17 protein-coding genes and 1 tRNA gene are annotated in these 19534 nt (G+C 73.2%); 9 read left to right on the top strand and 9 right to left on the bottom strand.

The window, feature by feature from the left end; translation table 11 throughout:
- Window positions 1-5: 5 nt before the first annotated feature.
- On the bottom strand, window positions 6-1319 hold the full coding sequence (locus tag TNCT1_RS22590; protein WP_143635013.1) for an ABC transporter substrate-binding protein: 1314 nt from the start codon (window positions 1317-1319) through the stop codon (window positions 6-8).
- 302 nt (window positions 1320-1621) lie between these two features.
- On the opposite strand from TNCT1_RS22590, the gene TNCT1_RS22585 reads away from it, so the two are divergent.
- The 4 genes from TNCT1_RS22585 to TNCT1_RS22570 all read left to right on the top strand — a co-directional run bounded on the left by TNCT1_RS22585 (window position 1622) and on the right by TNCT1_RS22570 (window position 5033).
- Window positions 1622-2641 (top strand): sugar ABC transporter substrate-binding protein, encoded by a 1020-nt coding sequence (locus tag TNCT1_RS22585; protein ID WP_143635011.1) that lies wholly within the window; start codon window positions 1622-1624, stop codon window positions 2639-2641.
- Complete coding sequence (locus tag TNCT1_RS22580; protein WP_143635009.1) at window positions 2641-3714, top strand: ABC transporter permease; 1074 nt, start codon at window positions 2641-2643, stop codon at window positions 3712-3714. Before TNCT1_RS22585 ends, TNCT1_RS22580 begins: the two co-directional genes overlap by 1 nt.
- Before the next feature lie 6 nt (window positions 3715-3720).
- Window positions 3721-4632 carry an ATP-binding cassette domain-containing protein gene (locus TNCT1_RS22575; RefSeq protein ID WP_143635007.1) on the top strand — a complete coding sequence of 304 codons (912 nt, stop codon included), beginning with the start codon at window positions 3721-3723 and terminating at the stop codon, window positions 4630-4632.
- A gap of 83 nt (window positions 4633-4715) precedes the next feature.
- Window positions 4716-5033 carry a hypothetical protein gene (locus TNCT1_RS22570; protein WP_143635005.1) on the top strand — a complete coding sequence of 106 codons (318 nt, stop codon included), beginning with the start codon at window positions 4716-4718 and terminating at the stop codon, window positions 5031-5033.
- 64 nt (window positions 5034-5097) lie between these two features.
- Here the strand turns inward: TNCT1_RS22570 and TNCT1_RS22565 are convergent, their stop codons facing one another.
- From TNCT1_RS22565 to TNCT1_RS22555, 3 genes are all read right to left on the bottom strand, one after another.
- Window positions 5098-6102 carry a Gfo/Idh/MocA family oxidoreductase gene (locus TNCT1_RS22565; RefSeq protein ID WP_143635003.1) on the bottom strand — a complete coding sequence of 335 codons (1005 nt, stop codon included), beginning with the start codon at window positions 6100-6102 and terminating at the stop codon, window positions 5098-5100.
- Window positions 6103-6179: 77 nt separating this feature from the next.
- The gene (locus tag TNCT1_RS22560; RefSeq protein ID WP_143635002.1) at window positions 6180-7358 is read right to left on the bottom strand and encodes a Gfo/Idh/MocA family protein; all 1179 of its coding nucleotides are present in this window, start codon (window positions 7356-7358) and stop codon (window positions 6180-6182) included.
- Between the two features lie 135 nt (window positions 7359-7493).
- The gene (locus tag TNCT1_RS22555; protein WP_143635000.1) at window positions 7494-7838 is read right to left on the bottom strand and encodes a cupin domain-containing protein; all 345 of its coding nucleotides are present in this window, start codon (window positions 7836-7838) and stop codon (window positions 7494-7496) included.
- Window positions 7839-8041: 203 nt separating this feature from the next.
- On the opposite strand from TNCT1_RS22555, the gene TNCT1_RS22550 reads away from it, so the two are divergent.
- Window positions 8042-8115 (top strand) — tRNA-Pro (locus tag TNCT1_RS22550).
- 123 nt (window positions 8116-8238) lie between these two features.
- Here the strand turns inward: TNCT1_RS22550 and TNCT1_RS22545 are convergent.
- The 4 genes from TNCT1_RS22545 to TNCT1_RS22530 are packed head-to-tail and all read right to left on the bottom strand — an operon-like array spanning window position 8239 to window position 13776.
- Window positions 8239-9696 (bottom strand): hypothetical protein, encoded by a 1458-nt coding sequence (locus TNCT1_RS22545; RefSeq protein ID WP_235902830.1) that lies wholly within the window; start codon window positions 9694-9696, stop codon window positions 8239-8241.
- Between the two features lie 11 nt (window positions 9697-9707).
- Window positions 9708-12014, bottom strand: coding sequence for a carbamoyltransferase HypF (gene hypF, locus TNCT1_RS22540; RefSeq protein WP_174266400.1), 2307 nt, complete (start codon window positions 12012-12014; stop codon window positions 9708-9710).
- Entirely contained in the window at window positions 12014-13024 is a 1011-nt protein-coding gene (gene hypE / locus TNCT1_RS22535; RefSeq protein ID WP_143634996.1) for a hydrogenase expression/formation protein HypE, read from the bottom strand. Before hypE ends, hypF begins: the two co-directional genes overlap by 1 nt.
- Before the next feature lie 35 nt (window positions 13025-13059).
- On the bottom strand, window positions 13060-13776 hold the full coding sequence (locus TNCT1_RS22530) for a hypothetical protein (RefSeq protein ID WP_143634994.1): 717 nt from the start codon (window positions 13774-13776) through the stop codon (window positions 13060-13062).
- Window positions 13777-14039: 263 nt separating this feature from the next.
- Here TNCT1_RS22530 and TNCT1_RS22525 point away from each other — a divergent pair, with 263 nt between their 5' ends.
- The 4 genes from TNCT1_RS22525 (at window position 14040) to TNCT1_RS22510 (ending at window position 18352) form a co-directional block, all read left to right on the top strand.
- Entirely contained in the window at window positions 14040-14624 is a 585-nt protein-coding gene (locus TNCT1_RS22525; RefSeq protein WP_143634992.1) for an isochorismatase family cysteine hydrolase, read from the top strand.
- A gap of 27 nt (window positions 14625-14651) precedes the next feature.
- Entirely contained in the window at window positions 14652-15641 is a 990-nt protein-coding gene (locus TNCT1_RS22520; protein ID WP_235902828.1) for an arginase family protein, read from the top strand.
- Between the two features lie 66 nt (window positions 15642-15707).
- Window positions 15708-17042 carry an acetyl-CoA carboxylase biotin carboxylase subunit family protein gene (locus tag TNCT1_RS22515; RefSeq protein ID WP_143634990.1) on the top strand — a complete coding sequence of 445 codons (1335 nt, stop codon included), beginning with the start codon at window positions 15708-15710 and terminating at the stop codon, window positions 17040-17042.
- Window positions 17039-18352, top strand: coding sequence for an MFS transporter (locus TNCT1_RS22510; protein ID WP_143634988.1), 1314 nt, complete (start codon window positions 17039-17041; stop codon window positions 18350-18352). The genes TNCT1_RS22515 and TNCT1_RS22510 overlap by 4 nt, the downstream gene beginning before the upstream one ends.
- 54 nt (window positions 18353-18406) lie before the next feature.
- Here TNCT1_RS22510 and TNCT1_RS22505 read toward each other — a convergent pair whose 3' ends face one another.
- Window positions 18407-19246, bottom strand: coding sequence for a hypothetical protein (locus TNCT1_RS22505; protein ID WP_160160425.1), 840 nt, complete (start codon window positions 19244-19246; stop codon window positions 18407-18409).
- Window positions 19247-19534: the final 288 nt, after the last annotated feature.

The following is a 19534-nucleotide window of genomic DNA, read 5'->3' as shown; positions in this document are numbered from 1 at the left end:
GGCGCTCACGAGGACGCGAAGATGGTCTTCTTCTGGCGCTCGATCGACGACAGCAGGCCGTCCACGCCCTTGGGGTTCTGGACGAACTTCTGCAGCGCGGGCTGCATCACCGTGGAGGTGAAGTCCGGCCGGCTGTCGCGGTCCATGAACTGGGTGAGGCTCTTGGCGCCGCTGATCATCGCGTACGCCTTCTTCTGCAGCGCGGTGTACGAGGAGGTGTCCGCCTTGCTGGAGGCGGCCACCACGCTGGAGTCGGCCTTGAGGTAGACCGTCTCGGCCTCCGGGGTGCCGAGGTACTGCAGCAGCTTCACCGCGCCCGCGTGGTTCTTCGGCGACCTGCTGAGCATGAAGCCGTCGGTCGGCGCCTCGACGGTGTCCTGGCCGTAGGCCGGGTTGATCTCGGGGAAGGCGAAGAAGTCCAGGTCGTCCAGGTCCGCCTTGGCCGTGAACTGCTGGCCCACGAACGAGCCCAGGAGGTACATGCCGGCCTTCTTGGCCACCAGGGTCTGCGCGGCGTCCTGCCAGGTGCGGCCCAGGGCGCCGTCCTGGTGGTAGGGGAGCAGCTCGCTCCAGTGGTCGAAGACGGCCTTCACCTTCGCGTCGGTCCAGGACGCCTTGCCGGCCATCAGATCGACGTGGAAGTCGTAGCCGTTGAGCCGGAAGTCGATCTGGTCGAAGGTGCCCATCGCCGGCCAGGCGTCCTTGTCGCCGAAGGCGATCGGGACCAGGCCGTCCTTCTTCATCCGCTTGCACAGGGCGACCAACTGGTCCCAGGTGGCGGGTATCTCGTAGCCGTGCTGCCGGAAGAGGCTCCTGCGGTAGAAGAGCGCCCAGGGGTAGGTGTACAGCGGCACGAAGTAGTACTTGCCGTCCTCGCCCTTGCTGAGCTTCTTCATCGCCTCGGGGAAGTCGCCCTCGATCTTCGCCCACACGTCGTCGATCGGCGTCGCCAGCTTCTTCGCCGCGAAGAACTGCATGCGGTAGCCGGCGAACCAGTTGAACACGTCGTCCGGGGTGCCCTGGAGGTAGGAGTTGATCTGCTCCTGGAAGGTGTTGTGGTCCTTGGTGTTCACGTCGACCGTGATGCCGGACCGCTTCCTGAAGGTCGCGTAGATCTCCGCGAACGCCTTCTTCGGCACGGCGTCGGAGGCGTTGGAGCCGAGGGTGACGGTCTTCGGGTCGGCGGCCGAGCCGCTGCCGCCGCAGGCGGACAGCAAGGGTGTGCCCGCACCGGCGAGGAGCGCGGCACCGCCCGCTCCGCGCAGCAGCGAGCGACGGCTGGGCCCGGGGACGGAGAGGGTGGAGGGGGAGTGGCGCATGGCGGCTCCTGAGGATTGCGGGGTCCGGCCAAGGGGATGAGTCGATCACCGACAGGTCCTCGAAACCGCTCAGAAATCAACTCGACCGAACAGCGTGGGCGTAATGACAGCCCGACCTCCGCCCGGCGTCAATAGGTCCCGCTCGCACCGGCGGTTCTCTTGCCCGAAACGTGACCGCGGCCGAACGGGCGCCTTGAAGTGATGTCTTGACAAAGTATTGACAGCGGGCTCCGCAGGGGGGGTTGGATCCCGTGCCAGCGCAACAGCGTCCTGTCCCCGTAGCACAGTGAGGTGCACGAACGATGGACCGCTCCGCTCACTTCCGCTCCCGCCGCCTGGCCCCCGTCGTGGCCGTGGCCGCCGCGGCAGCCCTCACCCTCGCCGGCTGCTCCAGCGGGTCCGGCGGGAAGAAAGCCGAGGAGGGCGGTTCGGGCGCCGCCGCGGGCAAGGCGAACACCCCCCGGATGACCGTCGCCCTCGTCACCCACCAGTCGCCGGGCGACACCTTCTGGGACATCGTCCGCAAGGGCGCCGAGGCGGCCGCCGCCAAGGACAACATCAAGCTCGTCTACTCCCACGACCCCGACGCCGGCCGGCAGGCCGGACTCGTCCAGAACGCCGTCGACCAGAAGGTCGACGGCATCGCCGTCACCCTGGCCAAGCCGGACGCCATGAAGGACGTCGTCGGCAAGGCGGGCGCGGCCGGCATCCCCGTCGTCGGCCTGAACTCCGGTCTCAGCGACTGGAAGAAGCTCGGCCTGCTGCAGTTCTTCGGGCAGGACGAGACGGTCGCCGGCGAGGCGTTCGGCAGGAAGCTGAACGAGGTCGGGGCCGAGAAGGCCGTGTGCGTCATCCAGGAGCAGGGCAACATCGGCCTCACCCAGCGCTGCGACGGCCTGCGGAAGACGTTCTCCGGCACGACGGAGAACCTGTACGTGAACGGCGCCGACATGCCGTCCGTGAAGTCGACGATCACGGCCAAGCTGAAGCAGGACAAGTCCATCGACCACGTGGTCACGCTGGGCGCGCCCTTCGCCCTGACCGCCGTGCAGTCGGTGGACGACGCGGGCAGCAAGGCCCGGATCGCCACCTTCGACCTGAACAAGAACCTCACCGCCGCCGTCAAGAAGGGCACCATCCAGTTCGCCGTCGACCAGCAGCCCTACCTCCAGGGCTACTTGGCGATCGACTCCCTGTGGCTGTACCGGACCAACGGCAACTACAGCGGCGGTGGCGAGCAGCCGGTGCTGACCGGCCCGGCCTTCGTCGACAGGTCCAACGTCGACAAGGTCGCCGAGTTCGCCGCGAAGGGCACCCGCTGATGAGCGTGACGCCGCACGCCGGTCCGGTCACGGGGCCGTCGCCGGCGCCCGGCCCCGCCGGCGACGGCCGCACCGCGCGGCGCCCGCTGGTCCTGCGACTGCTGGCCCGCCCGGAGGTGGGCGTCCTCCTGGGCGCCCTCGCGGTGCTGGTCTTCTTCCTGATCGCGGCGCCCTCGCTGCGCCAGGGCAGCTCGATGGCCACGGTCCTCTACCAGTCCTCCACCATCGGCATCATGGCGCTCCCCGTGGCCCTGCTGATGATCGGCGGCGAGTTCGACCTGTCCGCGGGCGTCGCCGTGATCAGCTCCGCGCTCACCGCGAGCATGCTCAGCTACCAGCTCACGGTGAACGTGTGGACCGGAGTCGTCGTCGCCCTCGTGCTGTCGCTGGGCGTCGGGGCGCTCAACGGCTGGATGGTGACGAGGACCGGGCTGCCGAGCTTCCTGGTCACCCTCGGCACCTTCCTGATCCTGCAGGGCGTCAACCTCGCCGTCACCAAGCTGGTCACCGACAACGTCGCCACCGACGACATCAGCGACATGGACGGCTTCGGCCAGGCCAAGAGGATCTTCGCCTCCTCCGTCGGCATCGGCGGCGTCCAGGTGAAGATCACCGTGTTCTACTGGCTCGCCTTCGCGGCCCTGGCCACCTGGCTGCTGCTGCGCACCAGGTACGGCAACTGGGTCTTCGCCGTCGGCGGCAGCGCGCAGAGCGCCCGGGCCGTCGGCGTGCCGGTCACCTTCACCAAGATCACCCTCTTCATGCTGGTCGGCCTCGGCGCCTGGTTCACCGGCATGCACAACCTGTTCTCCTTCAACACCGTGCAGTCCGGCGAGGGCGTCGGCCAGGAGCTGATCTACATCTCCGCGGCCGTCATCGGCGGCTGCCTGCTCACCGGCGGCCACGGCACGGCGATCGGGCCCGTCTTCGGCGCCTTCATGTTCGGCATGGTGAACCAGGGCATCGTCTTCGCCGGCTGGAACCCCGACTGGTTCAAGGCCTTCCTCGGCGTCATGCTGCTCGGCGCCGTCCTGATCAATCTGTGGGTCCGGCGCACGGCCACCCGGAGGTGACCTCCCATGACCACGAACCAGACCGGGACCACCGGCACGGCCCGGCGGGACATCGCGCCCGCCGCGGACGGCCCGATCGTCGAACTGCGCGGCGCGGGCAAGTCCTACGGCACCGTCCGCGCCCTGCACGGCGTCGACCTCAGGGTGCACGCGGGCCGGGTGACCTGCGTCCTCGGCGACAACGGCGCCGGGAAGTCCACCCTCATCAAGATAGTGTCCGGGCTGCACCGGCACACCGAGGGCGAACTCCTGGTGGACGGCCGCCCGGTGCGCTTCGGCACCCCGCGCGAGGCTCTCGGCCGCGGCATCGCCGCCGTCTACCAGGACCTCGCCACCGTCCCCCTCATGCCGGTGTGGCGGAACTTCTTCCTCGGCTCCGAGCTGACCAAGGGGCCCTGGCCGGTGCGGCGCCTGGACATCGCCCGCATGAAGGCGACCTGCGACCGGGAACTGCGTGACATGGGCATCGTCCTGGACGACCTGGAGCAGCCCGTCGGCACCCTGTCCGGCGGCCAGCGCCAGTGCGTGGCCATCGCCCGGGCCGTCCACTTCGGCGCCCGGGTGCTCATCCTGGACGAGCCGACGGCGGCCCTGGGCGTCAGGCAGTCCGGCGTGGTCCTGAAGTACATCGCCGCCGCCCGCGACCGCGGGCTCGGCGTCATCTTCATCACCCACAACCCGCACCACGCCTACATGGTCGGCGACCACTTCAGCGTGCTGCGCCTCGGCACCCTCGAACTCAGCGCCGCCCGCGCCGAGATCACCGTGGAGGAGCTGACCGACCACATGGCGGGCGGCGCCGAACTCGCCGTGCTCAAGCACGAACTCGCGCAGGTGCGCGGGGTGGACGTCGACGGGCTGCCGGAGGCGGAGGACCGCACCGCCCCGCCGGCCGGCTCCGCGGAGACGGACGGCTGACGGCGCCGGCGCACGGAACGACGGACCGGTCCCGTGCGTTCAGGAAGGTGTACGGGTCCGTACGAGCTCACGGGGAGACCGAGTTGACGAACGAGACGCACGAGCCGAACGACGCGCACGACTTGAACCGGATGCCCGAGCCGGACGACGCGCACGCCCCGGACCGGGCGCACCGGACGAACGGGAGCGGCGGGCCGCGGACGGCGCACCGGGAGCCGGCCACGGACACGGACACGGACACGCCCACGGACACGGCCGCGACCGCGCGCCGTGCCCGGTTCGGCGCGCTGCCGGAGCGGGTCCGGCCCGAGGACACCGTGGAGACGCGCCCCGCCACGCCGAGGGACCCCGCGCGGGACGCCTTCGACCCCGACGAGTGGCTGGTCCGCTACTGCCTCTGAGCGGCGCGGCCCCGCTCCGCCGGCCGGACCTGCTGCGCCGGCCGGACCGGGCGGCGCAGCGCCCTCAGGCGGCCCGTGCCTCCGCGAGCGTCACCGGGCGGTGCTCGCGCAGGGACAGGGTGCACGCCTCGGCGATCCAGCCCGCCTCCAGGGCGTCCTCGACCGTGCACGGGGACGGGCGGACGCCGGCGACCACCTCCGTGAACGCGGCGAGTTCGGCCCGGTAGGCGGCGGCGAAGCGGTCCATGAAGAAGTCGTGCGGGGTGCCGGACGGGAAGGTCGCCCCGGGCTCGGCCGACCGCAGCGGCAGTCTGTCCTCCAGGCCCACCGACAGGGAGTCCTCGAAGCCGAGCAGCTCCATGCGGACGTCGTAACCCCGGCCGTTGTGGCGGGAGTTGGAGACCACCGCGAGCGTGCCGTCGTCCAGGGTGAGGATCGCGCCGGCGGTGTCCGCGTCGCCCGCCTCCCGGATGTGGGCGGCGCCCCGGTTGCCGCCGGCCGCGTACACCTCGGTGACCTCGCGGCCGGTCACCCAGCGGATGACGTCGAAGTCGTGCACGGAGCAGTCGCGGAAGATGCCCCCGGAGGCGGCGACGTACGCGGCGGGCGGCGGCGCCGGGTCCAACGTCGTGCAGCGGACGGTGTGCAGCCTGCCCAGCTCACCGCCGCGCACGGCCGCGCGGGCGGCCGTGAACCCCGCGTCGAACCGGCGGTTGTAGCCGATCTGCACCGGCACCCGCGCGCCCCGGAGGGCCTTGAGCACCTCCAGGCCCTCCGCCATGGTGCGGGCCACCGGTTTCTCGCAGAAGACCGGGACGCCGGCCGCCACCCCGGCCCGGATCAGCGCCGGATGGGCGTCCGTCGCCGCCGCGACGACCAGGCCGTCCACCCCGGCCGCGAGCAGCGCCTCGGGCGAGTCCGCGATCCGGGCGCCGAACCGCTCGGCGGCGGCCTTCGCCGCGGCCGGGAACGGGTCGGCGACGACGAGCGACTCGACCACGTCCAGACCCGAGAGGGTCGCGGCGTGGAAGGCGCCGATGCGGCCCAGACCGAGGATTCCGATGCGCATGAGGCTCTGGCTCCTTAGTGCGGTGGTGCGGTGGTGCGGGGGCGTGCCGGGCGGGGCCGCCCGGTGCGCGTTCCGTCTCAGCCCGGGCCGCCCGGCGGTCCGGGCGGCAGATCGACCCACCTGCGGGTCCCGGCCGACAGCACCATGGCGTCGAGCACCGCCGCACCGTGCACCGCGTCCGCGAGGGTGGCGCCGTACGGCCTGCCCTCCGCGACGGAGCGCAGGAAGCGGTACGCCTCGACGACCTTCAGGTCGTCGTAGCCCATCGCGTTGGCCGCGCCCGGCTGGAACGCGGCGAACTCGCCCGCGCCCGGCCCGACGTACACCGTGCTCACCGGCTGGTCCTGGTACGTCGTGCCGCGGCTCACGGCCAGTTCGTTCATCCTGCGGAAGTCCCAGGAGACCGCGCCCCGGGTGCCGTGCACCTCGAAGCCGTAGTTGTTCTGCTCCCCGACCGAGACCCGGCAGGCCTCCAGCACCCCGCGGGCGCCCGAGGCGAAGCGCAGCAGGCAGCCGGCGTAGTCCTCGTTCTCGACCGGCCCGGGCTCACCGCCGGGGGCCCGCGCGTGCCCGGCGGCTGTGCCCGCCGGGCGGGCCCGCACGGGCACGAAGACGGCCGTGTCGGCGCTGAGGGAGGCGATGTCGCCGAGCAGGAAGCGGGCCAGGTCGACGCCGTGCGAGGCCAGGTCGCCGAGGACTCCGCTGCCGCCGCGGGCCCGCTCGTAACGCCAGGTCAGGGCAGCGTCCGGGTGGGCGGCGTAGTCGCTGAACAGCCGGAAGCGGGCGTGGGTGACCGTGCCGAGCTCCCCGCCGGCGATCAGGTCGCGGGCGGCCTCCACGGCGGGCGCGTTTCGGTAGTTGAAGCCGACCGCGCCCTGGACGCCCGCCCGGGCGACGGCGTCGGCGACGGCCCGGGCGTCCGCACCGGTCAGCCCCACCGGCTTCTCGATCCACAGGTGCTTGCCCGCCTCGGCCATCGCCACCCCGATCTCCCGGTGCAGGAAGTTCGGCACGGTGACGCTCACGGCCCGCACCCGCGGATCGGCGGCCACCTCACGCCAGTCGCGGGTGGCCCGGGCGAATCCGAAGCGGGCGGCGGCCTCCTCGGCCCGGTCCGGCACCTCCTCGGCGACCGTCAGCAGCTCGGGGCGCAGCGGCAGTTGCGGATAGTGGTGGCCGACCCGGGCGTACGCCCGGGTGTGCACCCGGCCCATCCAGCCGAAACCGACGACGGCGACACCGAGTGCGTCCACCATGAAGGCACCTCTGCTCATGCCCGGCCCGGTTCAACCCTGTCCGGATCACCTTTGTGCGGACATGGCGAGCCTGTCAACCGGGTCGGCGCACGTGTCGGCCGGACCGGCGGAGCCGGCCCCGCCGGGCGGCCGCCCTCACAGAGTGATCGCGTAGGCCTTGCGCAGCGTCTCGTGCACCGTCCACGTCGTACGGTCGCCCGCCCGCAGCACGGCCAGGTCGCCGGGGCCCACCCGCAGCGTGGGGCCGCCCTCGACCTCGATCGTCGCCGATCCGCTGATCACCACGAACAGCTCGTCCGCCTCGGTGTCGGTGACCACGCCCGGCGTGATCTGCCAGACCCCGCGGATCTGCCGGCCGTCCGCCGACTCCCACACCACCCTGCCCGTCACCTCCGGGTTCCCGGAGACGATCTGCGCCGGGTCCAGGGGCTCGGGTTCGAGGTCGGCGTCGGGGACGTGGAGAGCGAAGCTGTGCGTCATGCGGCGACCCTAGCCAGGGCGGCCGTCGCGCCGCCGTGGACAGTGTGTGCGGCATCGGGCCCCGCGGACGGACACTTCGTCGCGCCGTCCGCGGCCGGCGCCGCACCGGCCGCCCGGCCCTGACCCGGCGGGCGCGAGCGCCCGCCCGGGTGCGGTAGGGTTGACCTGCGTGATCACGCGGGAGCGCCCGCGTGGGAGGGCAACGGGACGTGGCGCAGCTTGGTAGCGCACTTGACTGGGGGTCAAGGGGTCGCAGGTTCAAATCCTGTCGTCCCGACGTATGTGAGTCGCGGCCGAGGGCCGGTTCCGGAGTGATCCGGGACCGGCCCTCGGCCGTTTCTCCGGCGGGTGTGTTCCGCGGCCGGGGCCGCGGTCCGGGCCCGGGGTTCCCGCGTCACCGTCACAGCCACGTGTGGACCGCCGCGGCGGCCTCGTCGAAGCCGACGCGCTCGGTGAGCTGACGGTCCGCGGGGATGTACGTGTGGCGGAACAGGTCGTAGACGCCGCCGGAGCCCACGGACAGCAGGTCCTTGACCGGGACGTCCAGGACGGACTTCACGTACTGCTCGGACATCCCGCCCCGGCGGAAAACGTCGGCGGCGTAGAGGGTGCGGACGCCGGCGCCGGCGCGCGCGAAGAACAGCGGGGTGCCCGCGATCATGCCGGCGGTGTCGACGCCCGCCACGAGACCGGCCTCGAACGGGTGGCCGTTTTGGCGCAGCAGCGCGGCCCAGCCGTCCCTCAGCCGCGTGGTGTAGACGAGGGAGCCGGGGCCCACCAGGGGTTTGACGCCGGCGTACAGCAGGACGCTCACGCACAGCGCCACGGACGGGACGATCTCCTCACGCTCCAGGTGGTCGCACAGGGCCTGACGTTCCAACGGCACCTTGAGGCCGCGGAACCGGGGGTCGGCGGGGACGAGGTCCGCTCCCTCGGCGAACATCCGCAGCAGTTGCCGCCCGCCGGGGCGCCGGCGCCAGAAGAAGTGCGTGCCCTTGCCCGCGGCCTCGTCCCAGGCGACCGTGATGCCGCGGAAGGCGTCGAGCACCCGGCCGCGGAAGGAGGCGTCGAGGAGCGCGGCGGAGAGGGGGTTGTCCTCGGCGAGCAGGTCGGGCAGGCACTCCCGGGTGACGTCCTCCATCGTGGCGTACAGCAGGTCGGGCAGGCGCGGACGCAGCGCGGGGGAGAACAGCAGGGGCCAGGTGGCGCGCAGGGCGACGGCGATCTGGTCGCGGTGGCGGGAGGTGTGTGCGAAGTCGAGGCCGTTCAGGGTGGCCTGGTATCCGGCGAGGAAGTCCTGGTCGTCGGGGCCGAAGCGGTCCCAGCGCCTGAGGGCGCGCAGCCGCTCCACGAAGTCGAAGGGCCGGGCGGGGGCGCAGTACATCGCGTCCCGGTGCTCCTTCGCGCCGAAGTACCCGATCGTCTCCCCGCGGTACTGGAAGCCGCCGCGCATGTAGTGGTTGCCCGGGGCCACGTTGCTGCACGACAGCGTGACGATGGGCCGCCGCGGGCCCGCGCCGGCCAGGCGGTCCGCGTTCGCGATGACGTTCGTCCCCAGCAGCAGCGGATGGTTGAGCAACTGGTGGTGGTCGACGATGTTCACGGCGCGCACGTCCGCGGCGCCGACGGGGACGGCCGGCGCGGCCGGGCCGAGGGCCCGGCGCAGCACACGGCCGACCGCCGCCGCGATCCGCTCCTGCCGTCCGGCGTGGACCGGATCGACGCCCGTGGGGTGCAGCCCGGCCGCGTACGCGCCGAGGGGCGCCTCGATCTCGAAGTAGGGCGCCATGGCCGGCACGTAGCGCCGGATCTGCCCGACGATCTCGCCGAGGCTCGCCCGTACCCGCTTGTCGTCCATGTCCGCCTCCGTCACCGGGGGGCACGGGCCCGGGCGGCGGCGACCATCGCCTGGCCGACCGAGATGCCCCCGTCGTTGGTGGGGACGCGGCTGTGGGTGTGCACCCGCAGGCCGGCCCCGGTGAGTTCCTGCTCGCACCGGATCAGCAGGTGCTGGTTGAGGAAGACGCCGCCGCTCAGGACGACGTCGTGGATCCCGCTGTCCCGGGACAGTCGCAGGCACACCTCCACCACCGCGTGCACCACGCTCTCGTGGAAGGTCCGGCTCACCTGCGCCGCGGTCCGCCCGCCGTCGCCCACGTCGGCCAGCAGCCCTTCGAGCCAGGGCCGGTGGTCGACGACGAGCCGGTCCTGCTCCTGCCGCAGCCGCAGCGGCCACGGGGCGGCCGGGGTGTGGTCCCAGGCGATGAGCTGTTCGAGCTCGATGGCGGCCTGGCCCTCGTAGCCGACCGTCTCGCAGACGCCGAGCAGGGCCGAGAAGGCGTCGAACAGGCGGCCCATGCTGGAGGTCTCGGGCGCGTTGACGCCGCGCTCGGTCATCTTCACCAGGACCTCGACCTCGAAGGGGTCGCGGGGGCTAAGGAGGCCGAGCGGCAGGTCGGCCGGGTCGCCGCCGAAGTGCTGGGCCAGCAGCCCGATCGCGACCCGGGCGGGTTCCCGTACGGCCCTGTCGCCACCGGGCAGGCGGAACCGGGCCAGGTGGCCCCTGCGTTCGAAGCCCCGGTAGTCGCCGACGAGGAACTCGCCTCCCCAGACGGTGCCGTCCGGGCCGTGGCCGGTGCCGTCGAAGATGACGCCGATGACCGGCCGGTCGAGCCCGTTGTCCGCCATGCACGAGGCCATGTGGGCGTGGTGGTGCTGCACGGCGACCGTCTCCACGCCGCACGCGCGGGCGTAGCGCGTGCTGTGGAAGTCGGGGTGCAGGTCGTGCGCGACGTACGCCGGCGTGATGCCGAAGAGGGTGCGCAGGTGGCCGATGGTGTCCTTGAAGAACCGCTGGTTCCCCGGGGACTTGAGGTCGCCGATGTGCTGGCTCGGGAAGAGGGAGTCGCCGCCGGCGAGGCAGACGGTGTTCTTCAGTTCGGCGCCCACCGCCAGCACGGGCGGCAGCGGGAACGGCGCGGGGAGGGGGTCGGGGACGAAGCCGCGGGCCCGGCGCACGAAGGCGGTCCGCGGCCGGACGGTGCTGTGCACGACGCGCGCGATGGAGTCGTCCACGCGCACGTGGACCTCCCGGTCGTGGACCAGGAAGGCGTCGGCGAGACCCTGCAGACCCTCCAGCGCCTCCCGCTCGGTGCGGGCCATGGGCTCGCCGGGCGCGTTGGCGCTGGTCGCCACGAGGACCGGGGCGACGGCGTCGAGGAGGAGGTGCTGCAGCGGCGTGGCCGGCAGCATGAAGCCCAGCGTCGCCGAGCCCGGCGCCACCTGAGGGGACAGCGCGCGGTCCGCACGGGCCCGGAGCAGCACGATGGGGCGTCCGGGCGACTCCAGCAGCCGGCGCTCGTCGGCGTCCACCACGGCGTGCCGGGCGACGGCCTCCGCGTCCCGGGCGAGGAGGGCGAAGGGCTTGCCGCCGCGCTCCTTGCGGGCGCGCAAGCCGGTCACGGCCGTCCGGTGGGCGGCGTCGGCCGTCAACTGGTAGCCGCCCAGCGCCTTCACCGCCAGGACGCGCCCCTCGCGCAGCATCGCCGCGGCGGCGTCGACCGGATCGCCGGCCGCCTCGGTCCCGTCCGGCAGCAGCAGGCGCACCCGCGGACCGCACGCCGGGCAGGCGGTGGGCTGGGCGTGGAACCGGCGGTCGGCGGGGTCCTCGTACTCGGCGCGGCAGCGCGCGCACAGGGCGAACCGCGCCATGGTGGTTCCGGGACGGTCGTACGGGACGGCGCGGATGATGCTGTACCGCGGGCCGCAGTTCGTGCAGTTGATCAGCGGGTAGCGGTGGCGCGGGCCGCCGGGGTCGAACAGTTCCGCGACGCAGTCGCCGCAGACATGGCTGTCCGGAGTGACCAGCGCGCCCGAGGCGCCGTCCGGCCGGCTGCCGCGGATGGTGAAGGAGGCGGCCCACTCGCCCACCGGTTCCTCGGACAGCACCGTGCACGAATCGATGCGCGCCAGTTCGGGAAGCCGCTCGGGCAGGCTGCGGGTGAACCGGTCGGCCGCCTGCCGCGCCCCCTCGACCACGATGGTCACGCCCTGCGTGTCGTTGAGCACCCAGCCGCCCAGTGACAGTCCGGTGGCCAGCCGGTAGGCGTACGGGCGGAAGCCCACGCCCTGCACGAAGCCGGTCACCCGCAGGGTCCGGCGCACCCCGGCGGCCATCAGCACAGCCTCGGCAACTGGGCGCCGTACAGCAGGTCCACGGGCCGGACCCGGCCGTCGGCGTCGGTCATGGCGACGCTGCCCGGCTCCCCGGCGACGACCTCCCCCACCACCGCGGCCCGCGCGCACTCCGGGTGGGAGCGAAGCGCCGCCAGCGCCGCGTCCGCGCGGTCCGGCGCCACCACCAGGCACAGGTTGCCCTCGTTGGCCAGGTACATCACGTCCACGCCGAGCATGTCCGCGGCCATGGCCGTCTCCGGCCGCACCGGCAGGGCCGGTTCGTCCAGCAGGACCGAGACGGACGACGCCTGGGCGAACTCGTTGACGACCGTGCCGAGGCCGCCGCGGGTGATGTCGCGCACGCAGCGCACGCCGTCGCCGCACACGTCCAGCAGGTGCGCGACGACGTGGCTGAGCACCGCGCAGTCGCTGAGCACCCGCCGTTCGAACCCCAGCCCCTCGCGCAGGGAGAGGAGGTGGATGCTGTGGTCCCCGAGGAAACCGGTGACGACGACGCGGTCGCCCGGCCGCAGACTCCTGCTGGAGAGCGTGCAGGACCGCTGGAGCACCCCGACGCCGGCGGTGTTCAGGAAGATCCCGTCGGCCTCGCCGCGCCGGACGACCTTCGTGTCACCGGCGACTATCTGCACGTCCGCGGCCCGGGCGGTGTCCGCCACGGACCGCAGGACGCGGCGGAGGTCGTCGAGCGCGAAGCCCTCCTCCAGCACCACCGCCAAGGTCAGGAACAGCGGCCGGGCACCGCTGACCGCGAGATCGTTGACCGTGCCGGCGACCGCGATCTTGCCGATGTCGCCGTTGCCGAAGAAGACGGGATCGACCACGAACGAGTCGGTCGTCATGGCGATCCGGGTGCCGGGCAGCTCCAGCAGGGCGCTGTCCTCCATCTCCCCGACGTAGGTGTCACCGAGGATCGCGGCGATGGTGTCCGTGATGAGCTCCTGGCTCATCCCGCCGCCGGCCCCGTGGTCCAGGACGACCTTCTCCGTCATGTGTGCCGTTCCTTCCGCTCGACGTGGAAACGGGGTCAGGACGCGGCGCCGACGCGGCGCGGCAGGGCCTTCTCCAGCAGGGCGTCCCACCACACCCGCATGACCTCGATGGCGTCCAGGGCCCCCCGGCGGACCCGCTCGCGGTCGATGGCCTCGCCGCCGGGGAACTCCCGGCCGCTCTGGTCGAGATCGACGAAGGCGGCCAGGCCGTCCTTGTGCCCCTGCTCGACGCCGTCCTCGAGATGGATGTCGTGGAACCGCTTGATGAGGCTGCCCTCGTAGGCGTGCCCGCGGCGCTCGCTGATCTCGCGGCAGATCTCGAAGAAGGTCTCGTGCTCGAAGATCGCCGCGGTCTCGGTCGCGTACAGGGCGCCGAGCGAGCGGGAGGGGTCCGGAGCGCACAGGTCCGCGACGCCGGCCAGGAAGGCGGTGGTCGCCGGGAACTCCGTGCGCCGGTCCATGTCGGTGCCGATGTTCAGCATGCCCTGCTTGTACATCGGGGCGTGGCCGTCCTCCTCCTCCACATTGCGCTGGAGCTCGGCGGAGACCCCCGGCTCGGCGAACTTGCGGGTGCACTCCACGGCGGCCTGGAGCAGGCCGGTGTTGGCGAAGGAGAACTGGTAGTGCTCCATGACCAGCCATTCCAGGGTCTGGGTGTCCAGGCCGGGAAGGGCGCCGAGGATCCGGCTCTTCACGGCGCTGGTGAACGCGTCGTTCACGACGTCGATCTCGGCTGACAGACGCTCGGACATGCTGCACCTCGGGAAGTCGAAGACGGCGGGGAAACGGGGCCGCGGTCCGCCGGCCGCACCGCGGATGCGGGGGAGGCGGAGCGGGAGCGGCGGCGAACGGCACGAGCGTAGGCACGGCCCGGACCGGGCGTCAGAGGGCAGAAGTGCCCACTACTGCCACGGCACTTCACCGCCCTAGATTCGAGCCCGCTCATCCCAATGACCACCGGCTGACCCGGGCGTCGGCACCCGGGGACACCCCTCCTCCATGGGCGGAAGTGAGCATGTCCCGATACGCGATCCTGACCAACGACCTGCAGCGCGACCTGGTCGACAAGAACCCGCAGCGCAAGGCGCACGTGGAGCGGATGACCCCGCACTTCGCACGGTTCCTGGCGCGGATGCGCGACCTGCGCGTCCCGGTCGTCCACCTCAAGCTCGTCTACGACGTGGACGACAAGAAGATCGAACTGCACGACGGCCGCATCCCCGTGCTGCGGGGCACCGCCGGGGCCGAGCTGCTGCCGGAGTTCGTGCACCCCGACGACGTCGTGATGGAGAAGAAGAAGGACAGCGGCTTCTTCGAGACGCGGCTGCACGACTTCCTCCAGGAACGCGGCATCGACACGGTCGTGATCACCGGGATGCAGGCCCAGGTGTGCATCCAGACCACCGCCGCCGACGCGCACTTCCGCGGCTACAACGTGGTCGTCCCCTCCGACGGCGTCGTCTCCACCCGGGACGAGGACCGGACGCGGGCCCTGGAATGGCTCGCCTCCTACTGCGCGGTGGTCCTCCCCATGGACGACGTGGTCGCCCGTGTCCGCGAGGGCGCGGACATCGACTTCTCCGTGCCCGCGCTGCCGTAGCCGACCCGAACCGAGCGAGGAGAACGCGTGGTGCACAACATCGACCGCCCGGGCGCACGGGTCTGGAACGGACTCGCCGTGCCGGCCGGCGGGGCGCGGCAGGCGGACGTGGTCGTGGTGGGCGTGCCCTTCGAGGGCGGCGCGGGCGGCGCAGGCGGCGCGTCCCTGGGACCGGCACGGGTGCGCGAACTGTCCGTGCGGCTCAAGACCGTCGACCGCCGGGGCCGGGACGCCTCCCGCCTGCGCCTGCTCGACCTCGGCGACGTGGAGACCTGGCGCTTCGACCTGCCGCGCACCGTCGAGCGGATCGGGCGGACCTACGAGTCGGTCTTCCGCGAGGTGTCCGCCCCCGTGCTGACCTTCGGGGGCGACCACTCGGTCACCTACCCGATCGTCCGTTCCGCGGCGCGGGGACGCACCCTCGGGCTGGTCTGGTTCGACGCCCACCCGGACGTCCTGGACGGCTACCAGGGCTCCCGCGTCTCCCACGGCTCCCCGCTGCGCCGCATCATCGAGGACGGCGCCGTCGACCCCGCGAACGTGCTGCTCGTGGGCACCCGCGCCTACGACGCGGGCGAGGTGGACTTCATCCGCGAGCACGGGATCGCCGAGGTGCCGGCGGCCGCCTTCACCGACGACCCGGCCACCGCCACCGCGGCCTACCGCCGCCACCTCGACGCCATCGCCGGCCGGGTCGACGCGTTCTACGTCACGGTCGACATCGACGTCATGGACGCCTCCTGCGTGCCCGGCACCGGCACCCCGGTGGCCGGCGGCATCGGCAGCGGACAGCTGCTGGGCCTGCTGGAAGCGCTCCCCGAACCGGTCCTCGCCTACGACGTGATGGAGTTCGCGCCGGGCCACGACACCGGCGGCGTGACCGGCCACGCGGTCCTGGCCGTCACCACGGCGTTCCTGGCACGGATCGCGGCCGCCCGCAGCCGGCCCGCGCCCTCGGGCACCCCGGCCCGGCAACCGCTCGCCGCGGCCGGGGAGCACGCGCCCCGGACGCTCTGACGGTGCGGGCCCCCGTGCCCCCGCCCCGACCGCACCAGCCCCCACACCAGCAGGGAGACGCCCCTCATGTCCTCCACCGGACCGGACCGCCCGCCCGCCTTCGTCCTGTTCACCGACCTCCCCAAAGCGGGGGCCTACCTCGCGGCGATCGCCGGGCGCGGACTGCACAGCCTGGTGGTCACCGGACCGCCGCGGTGGCCGCTGGAGCAGGTGGCGGTCTCCTGCGTCGGCCGGGCCGGCCACCCCTTCGAGGCCGTGGAGCGACTGGAGTTCCTCGCGCCGGACGACACCGCCGGCATCCTCACCCGCGTCTCCACGTGGGCCGGCGCGTACGACATCAAGGGGGTCTTCGCCTCCTCCGAGACCTTCGTCGAACCGGCCGCGCTGGCGACCGACCTCCTGGGCCTGCCCGGGGTGGGACTCAGAGCGGCCAGGGTGTGCCGGAACAAGCACCTGCAGCGGCTCTACCTCGGGGAGTTCAGCCCGGTGTCGGTGCTCTCCACCGCGCCCCGCGACACGATCCTGGACACGCTCGACGGCCACTACCCGGTGATCAGCAAGCCCCTGGACCTGTACTGCAGCATCGGGGTGCGGATCCTGCGGGACCGTGCCGCCCTGGAGGCCCACCTCGACTCTGGGCAGCGGACCCCGACGCTGCTGGAACAGTGCGTGTCCGGGCGCGAGTTCAGCGTGGAGACCATCGTCACCGGCGGCCGCCCGGTGTTCTCGGAGGTGACGCAGAAGGCGACCAACGAGAAGGAGGGCGAGTTCTTCGTGGAGATGACCCACACCCTCCCCGCCGCCAACGTCACCCCGGACGAGGCCCGCCGCCTCAAGGAGGCCCAGGAAACCGTCCTGGCCCGGCTGGAGTTCGGCACCGGCATGGCACACGGCGAGTACCGCCTGCTGCCGGACGGCGGCGTCGCGCTCATGGAGATCGCCGCCCGGCCGCCCGGTGACGGCATCCTCCACCTCTACCACCTGGCCACCGGCGCCTCGGTCGAGGACTCGGTCGTCGGCGCGGCACTGGGCGAACCGGTCCTGCACCCGCGGGCGGTGCGCCGGACGCGGCAGATCTACTTCGACCACGAACCCGGCACCCTCGGCGACGTCACCGTGGAGGCGGGGGAGGAGTGCGCCGGAGCGGACCCCTACTGGGTGGTGGAACACGGCCTGTGGCCGACGCTCGAACCGGTCGCCGCCGACGCGCCGGCCCGGCTCGGCAAGGTCCTGGTGCTGAAGGCGCGCGGCGCCGGTCTCGAACCCCTCACCGACTCCTTCGGCCGCGCGGTCACCGCCCTGTTCGACGCACCCGGCCCGGAGGAGCTGGAGCGGTTCGACTCCGCCGTCCGCGAGGCCGTCCGCGTCTCGGTCGAGCGGCGGGCGGAGGAGCCGGCGTGAGCGCGCGGCCGGACGGACCGCGCGGCGGGCGGGGCACCGCACCGCCCCGGCGGGCCGGACGCGGGCCGGCCGGCCGGACGCCGCGCTGGCTGCCGGACTCCCGGGCGGGTCGGACCTTCCTGTTCACCGCGTTCGTCGACGCGTTCGGCAGAGGGTTCTTCCTCGCCGGTTCGACCCTCTTCTACACCCAGGTGGTGGGCCTGAGCGCCGCCCAGGTCGGCCTCGGACTGTCCGCGGCCGGGCTGCTCGGCGTCCTGTGCGCCGTCCCGGTCGGATGGCTCGCCGACCGGATCGGGGACAGCCGCACGCTGATCCTGCTGCAGGTGTGGCGCGGCGCCGCCTTCCTGGTGTACCCGTTCGTGACCGACTTCCGGGCGTTCCTGGTGGACGCGTGCCTGATCGGCATGGCCGAGCAGGCGGTCGGGCCCATCATCCAGTCCATGGCGGGCACGACGGCCGGAAAGCGCCCGCCGGTGGAGGCCATGGCCGTGATCGCGGCCGTGCGCAACGTGGGGTACACGCTGTCCGCCGTCATCGCCACCGCGGTCATCTCGCTGGCGAGCCCGGACGCCTACGTCACCTTCGTCCTCGCCAACGCGGCGACCCTCTTCGGCAGCGCCGTCCTGCTGACCCGCCTGCGGACGGGGGCCCGTTCCCGGCCCGCCGCCGGGCGCTCCCGGCCGGCCCGGCCGCTGCTGCGGCCGCTCAGGGACGTCCGCTTCCTGCTGCTGTCGCTGGCCAACGGGGTGCTGTACCTGCACGTGCCGATCCTGTCGGTGGCCCTTCCCCTGTGGATCGTCACCCGCACGCAGGCACCGCGCGGCCTGGTCGGTGTCGCGCTGGCGGTGAACACGGTCCTGGCGGTCACCCTCCAGGTGCGGCTGAGCAAGGGGGGCGGGAGCGCCCGCGGGGCGGGACGCAAGCAGCGGGCCGCGGGCGTGGCGCTGGCCGTGTTCAGCCTGCTGACGGCCGCCACCGCCGCGACGGGGGCCCGCGAGGCCGCCGTACTGCTGCTGGTCGCGGCCGTGCCGCTGACCCTGGGGGAGCTGTGGCAGTCGGCCGGCGGCTGGGGCATCTCCTACAGCCTCGCGCCCGAGGCGCAGCGGACCTACTACCTGAGCGTCTACCAGCTCGGCGCCACCGTCCTGACGGTGGCCGGCCCGGCGCTGCTGTCCACGGTCGTCGTGGGCACCGGAGCGGTGGGCTGGTGCGCCCTCGCCTCGGTCTTCCTGCTGGCCGGCCTGTCCGTCCCGGTCCTCGCCCGCACGCCGGGGCGCGACGCGTCCGGCGACCCGGTGCCCGCCGGCTGACGGGCGCGGCCGCGGCCGGCCGGACGGGGGCCGGGGGAGGGGCCTTCGGGGCCGTCAGCCCGTCGCGGTCGGGGACGGCGTCTTCCCGGCGAGCACCTGCTGCAGACGCTGGGCGCCCTGCCGTACCGCCGTCTCGGTGGCGCCGTGGTCGACACCGGACGGGCCGCCGTTGGTGACCACGATCCCCGAGGAGCCGGCCCGTACGGCGGCCACGTCCAGGACGAGCGTGACGGGCGCGCCGTCGGCGGTGCCCTGCACGGTGAGGGTGAGCCCCTGCCGGCCGTCCCCGACCGCGGGCAGCGCACTGCTCACCACCCGCACCGTCCGCTTGCCGCCGCCCGAGCCGGTCACGGTGAAGTGGCCGCAGGTCTGCGCCAGGCTCTTCATCCAGTCCAGGGACTTCTCCAGCGATCCCTTGCCGTAGTCGCCCACCTGGTACAGCAGCCGGGCGTCGCCGTTCGTGAAGCCGGTCAGCGCCGACGCTCCCACCGGCCGGCCCAGCAGGGTGTCCGAGTACAGGCTGTCGAGCAGCTTCTGGCAGTCCTGGGACCCGGTTTTCCCGTTCAGGAACGAGGCGACGTCGACCTTGCCGGCCAGGAGCTTGTCGCGCCAGCTCGCCGCGTTGTTCACCTGGTTCCACCCGTCCCCGAGGTCGGCCCGGGTGATCAGCGCGGCCTTCGCCCCGCCGGTGGTCAGCGCCCGCGTGGGCCACGGGGAGGGGGACGAGGGCGACGGGGAGGCCGGGGACGGGGAGGCCGGGGACTGCTCCGCCGCCGGGGAGGCCGGCGCGGCCTCGGGGGACCCGGTCCCGTCGGCGCAGGCGGCGGTGACGAGCAGGGTCCCCGTCGCCAGCGCCGAGGCGAGAACACGTGCGGGGCGGGACGGACGGTCCATCGCGGCTGCCTCCTCGAAGCGCGGTGCGTCCCTCCACATCAGCACCGGCCCGGCCGGTGGACGAGCACAGCGTGGCGTTCGGGTGACCCCCGCGCCGGTCCCGTGCCGTCCCCGCGCCGGTCCCGTGCCGGTCCGCCGTACGGACGCCCCCTCGACGCCGCGGCACGCCCGGCCGCTCAGCGGACCGGGGCACGGGCCGCCTCCCCTCGGGCGCGACGGCGAGGCCGGAGGACGTCTCCCTCCCCCGAAGGTGACGTCCCCCGACCGCTCCCCCCGGTGCCCGGATGT

This window comes from Streptomyces sp. 1-11 (genome assembly GCF_007176755.1).
Lineage (GTDB): Bacteria > Actinomycetota > Actinomycetes > Streptomycetales > Streptomycetaceae > Streptomyces.
The sequence above is the reverse complement of the archived record's forward strand: the minus strand, read 5'-3'. Positions and strand labels throughout refer to the sequence as shown.

What these genes read in the sequence shown, in the direction of transcription:
- TNCT1_RS22590 (WP_143635013.1), bottom strand. Translation starts at nt 1,319, where the DNA reads ATGCGCCACTCCCCCTCCACCCTCTCCGTCCCCGGGCCCAGCCGTCGC.
- TNCT1_RS22585 (WP_143635011.1), top strand. Translation starts at nt 1,622, where the DNA reads ATGGACCGCTCCGCTCACTTCCGCTCCCGCCGCCTGGCCCCCGTCGTG.
- TNCT1_RS22580 (WP_143635009.1), top strand. Translation starts at nt 2,641, where the DNA reads ATGAGCGTGACGCCGCACGCCGGTCCGGTCACGGGGCCGTCGCCGGCG.
- TNCT1_RS22575 (WP_143635007.1), top strand. Translation starts at nt 3,721, where the DNA reads ATGACCACGAACCAGACCGGGACCACCGGCACGGCCCGGCGGGACATC.
- TNCT1_RS22565 (WP_143635003.1), bottom strand. Translation starts at nt 6,102, where the DNA reads ATGCGCATCGGAATCCTCGGTCTGGGCCGCATCGGCGCCTTCCACGCC.
- TNCT1_RS22560 (WP_143635002.1), bottom strand. Translation starts at nt 7,358, where the DNA reads ATGGTGGACGCACTCGGTGTCGCCGTCGTCGGTTTCGGCTGGATGGGC.
- TNCT1_RS22555 (WP_143635000.1), bottom strand. Translation starts at nt 7,838, where the DNA reads ATGACGCACAGCTTCGCTCTCCACGTCCCCGACGCCGACCTCGAACCC.
- TNCT1_RS22545 (WP_235902830.1), bottom strand. Translation starts at nt 9,696, where the DNA reads ATGGACGACAAGCGGGTACGGGCGAGCCTCGGCGAGATCGTCGGGCAG.
- hypF (WP_174266400.1), bottom strand. Translation starts at nt 12,014, where the DNA reads ATGGCCGCCGGGGTGCGCCGGACCCTGCGGGTGACCGGCTTCGTGCAG.
- hypE (WP_143634996.1), bottom strand. Translation starts at nt 13,024, where the DNA reads ATGACGGAGAAGGTCGTCCTGGACCACGGGGCCGGCGGCGGGATGAGC.
- TNCT1_RS22530 (WP_143634994.1), bottom strand. Translation starts at nt 13,776, where the DNA reads ATGTCCGAGCGTCTGTCAGCCGAGATCGACGTCGTGAACGACGCGTTC.
- TNCT1_RS22525 (WP_143634992.1), top strand. Translation starts at nt 14,040, where the DNA reads ATGTCCCGATACGCGATCCTGACCAACGACCTGCAGCGCGACCTGGTC.
- TNCT1_RS22515 (WP_143634990.1), top strand. Translation starts at nt 15,708, where the DNA reads ATGTCCTCCACCGGACCGGACCGCCCGCCCGCCTTCGTCCTGTTCACC.
- TNCT1_RS22505 (WP_160160425.1), bottom strand. Translation starts at nt 19,246, where the DNA reads ATGGACCGTCCGTCCCGCCCCGCACGTGTTCTCGCCTCGGCGCTGGCG.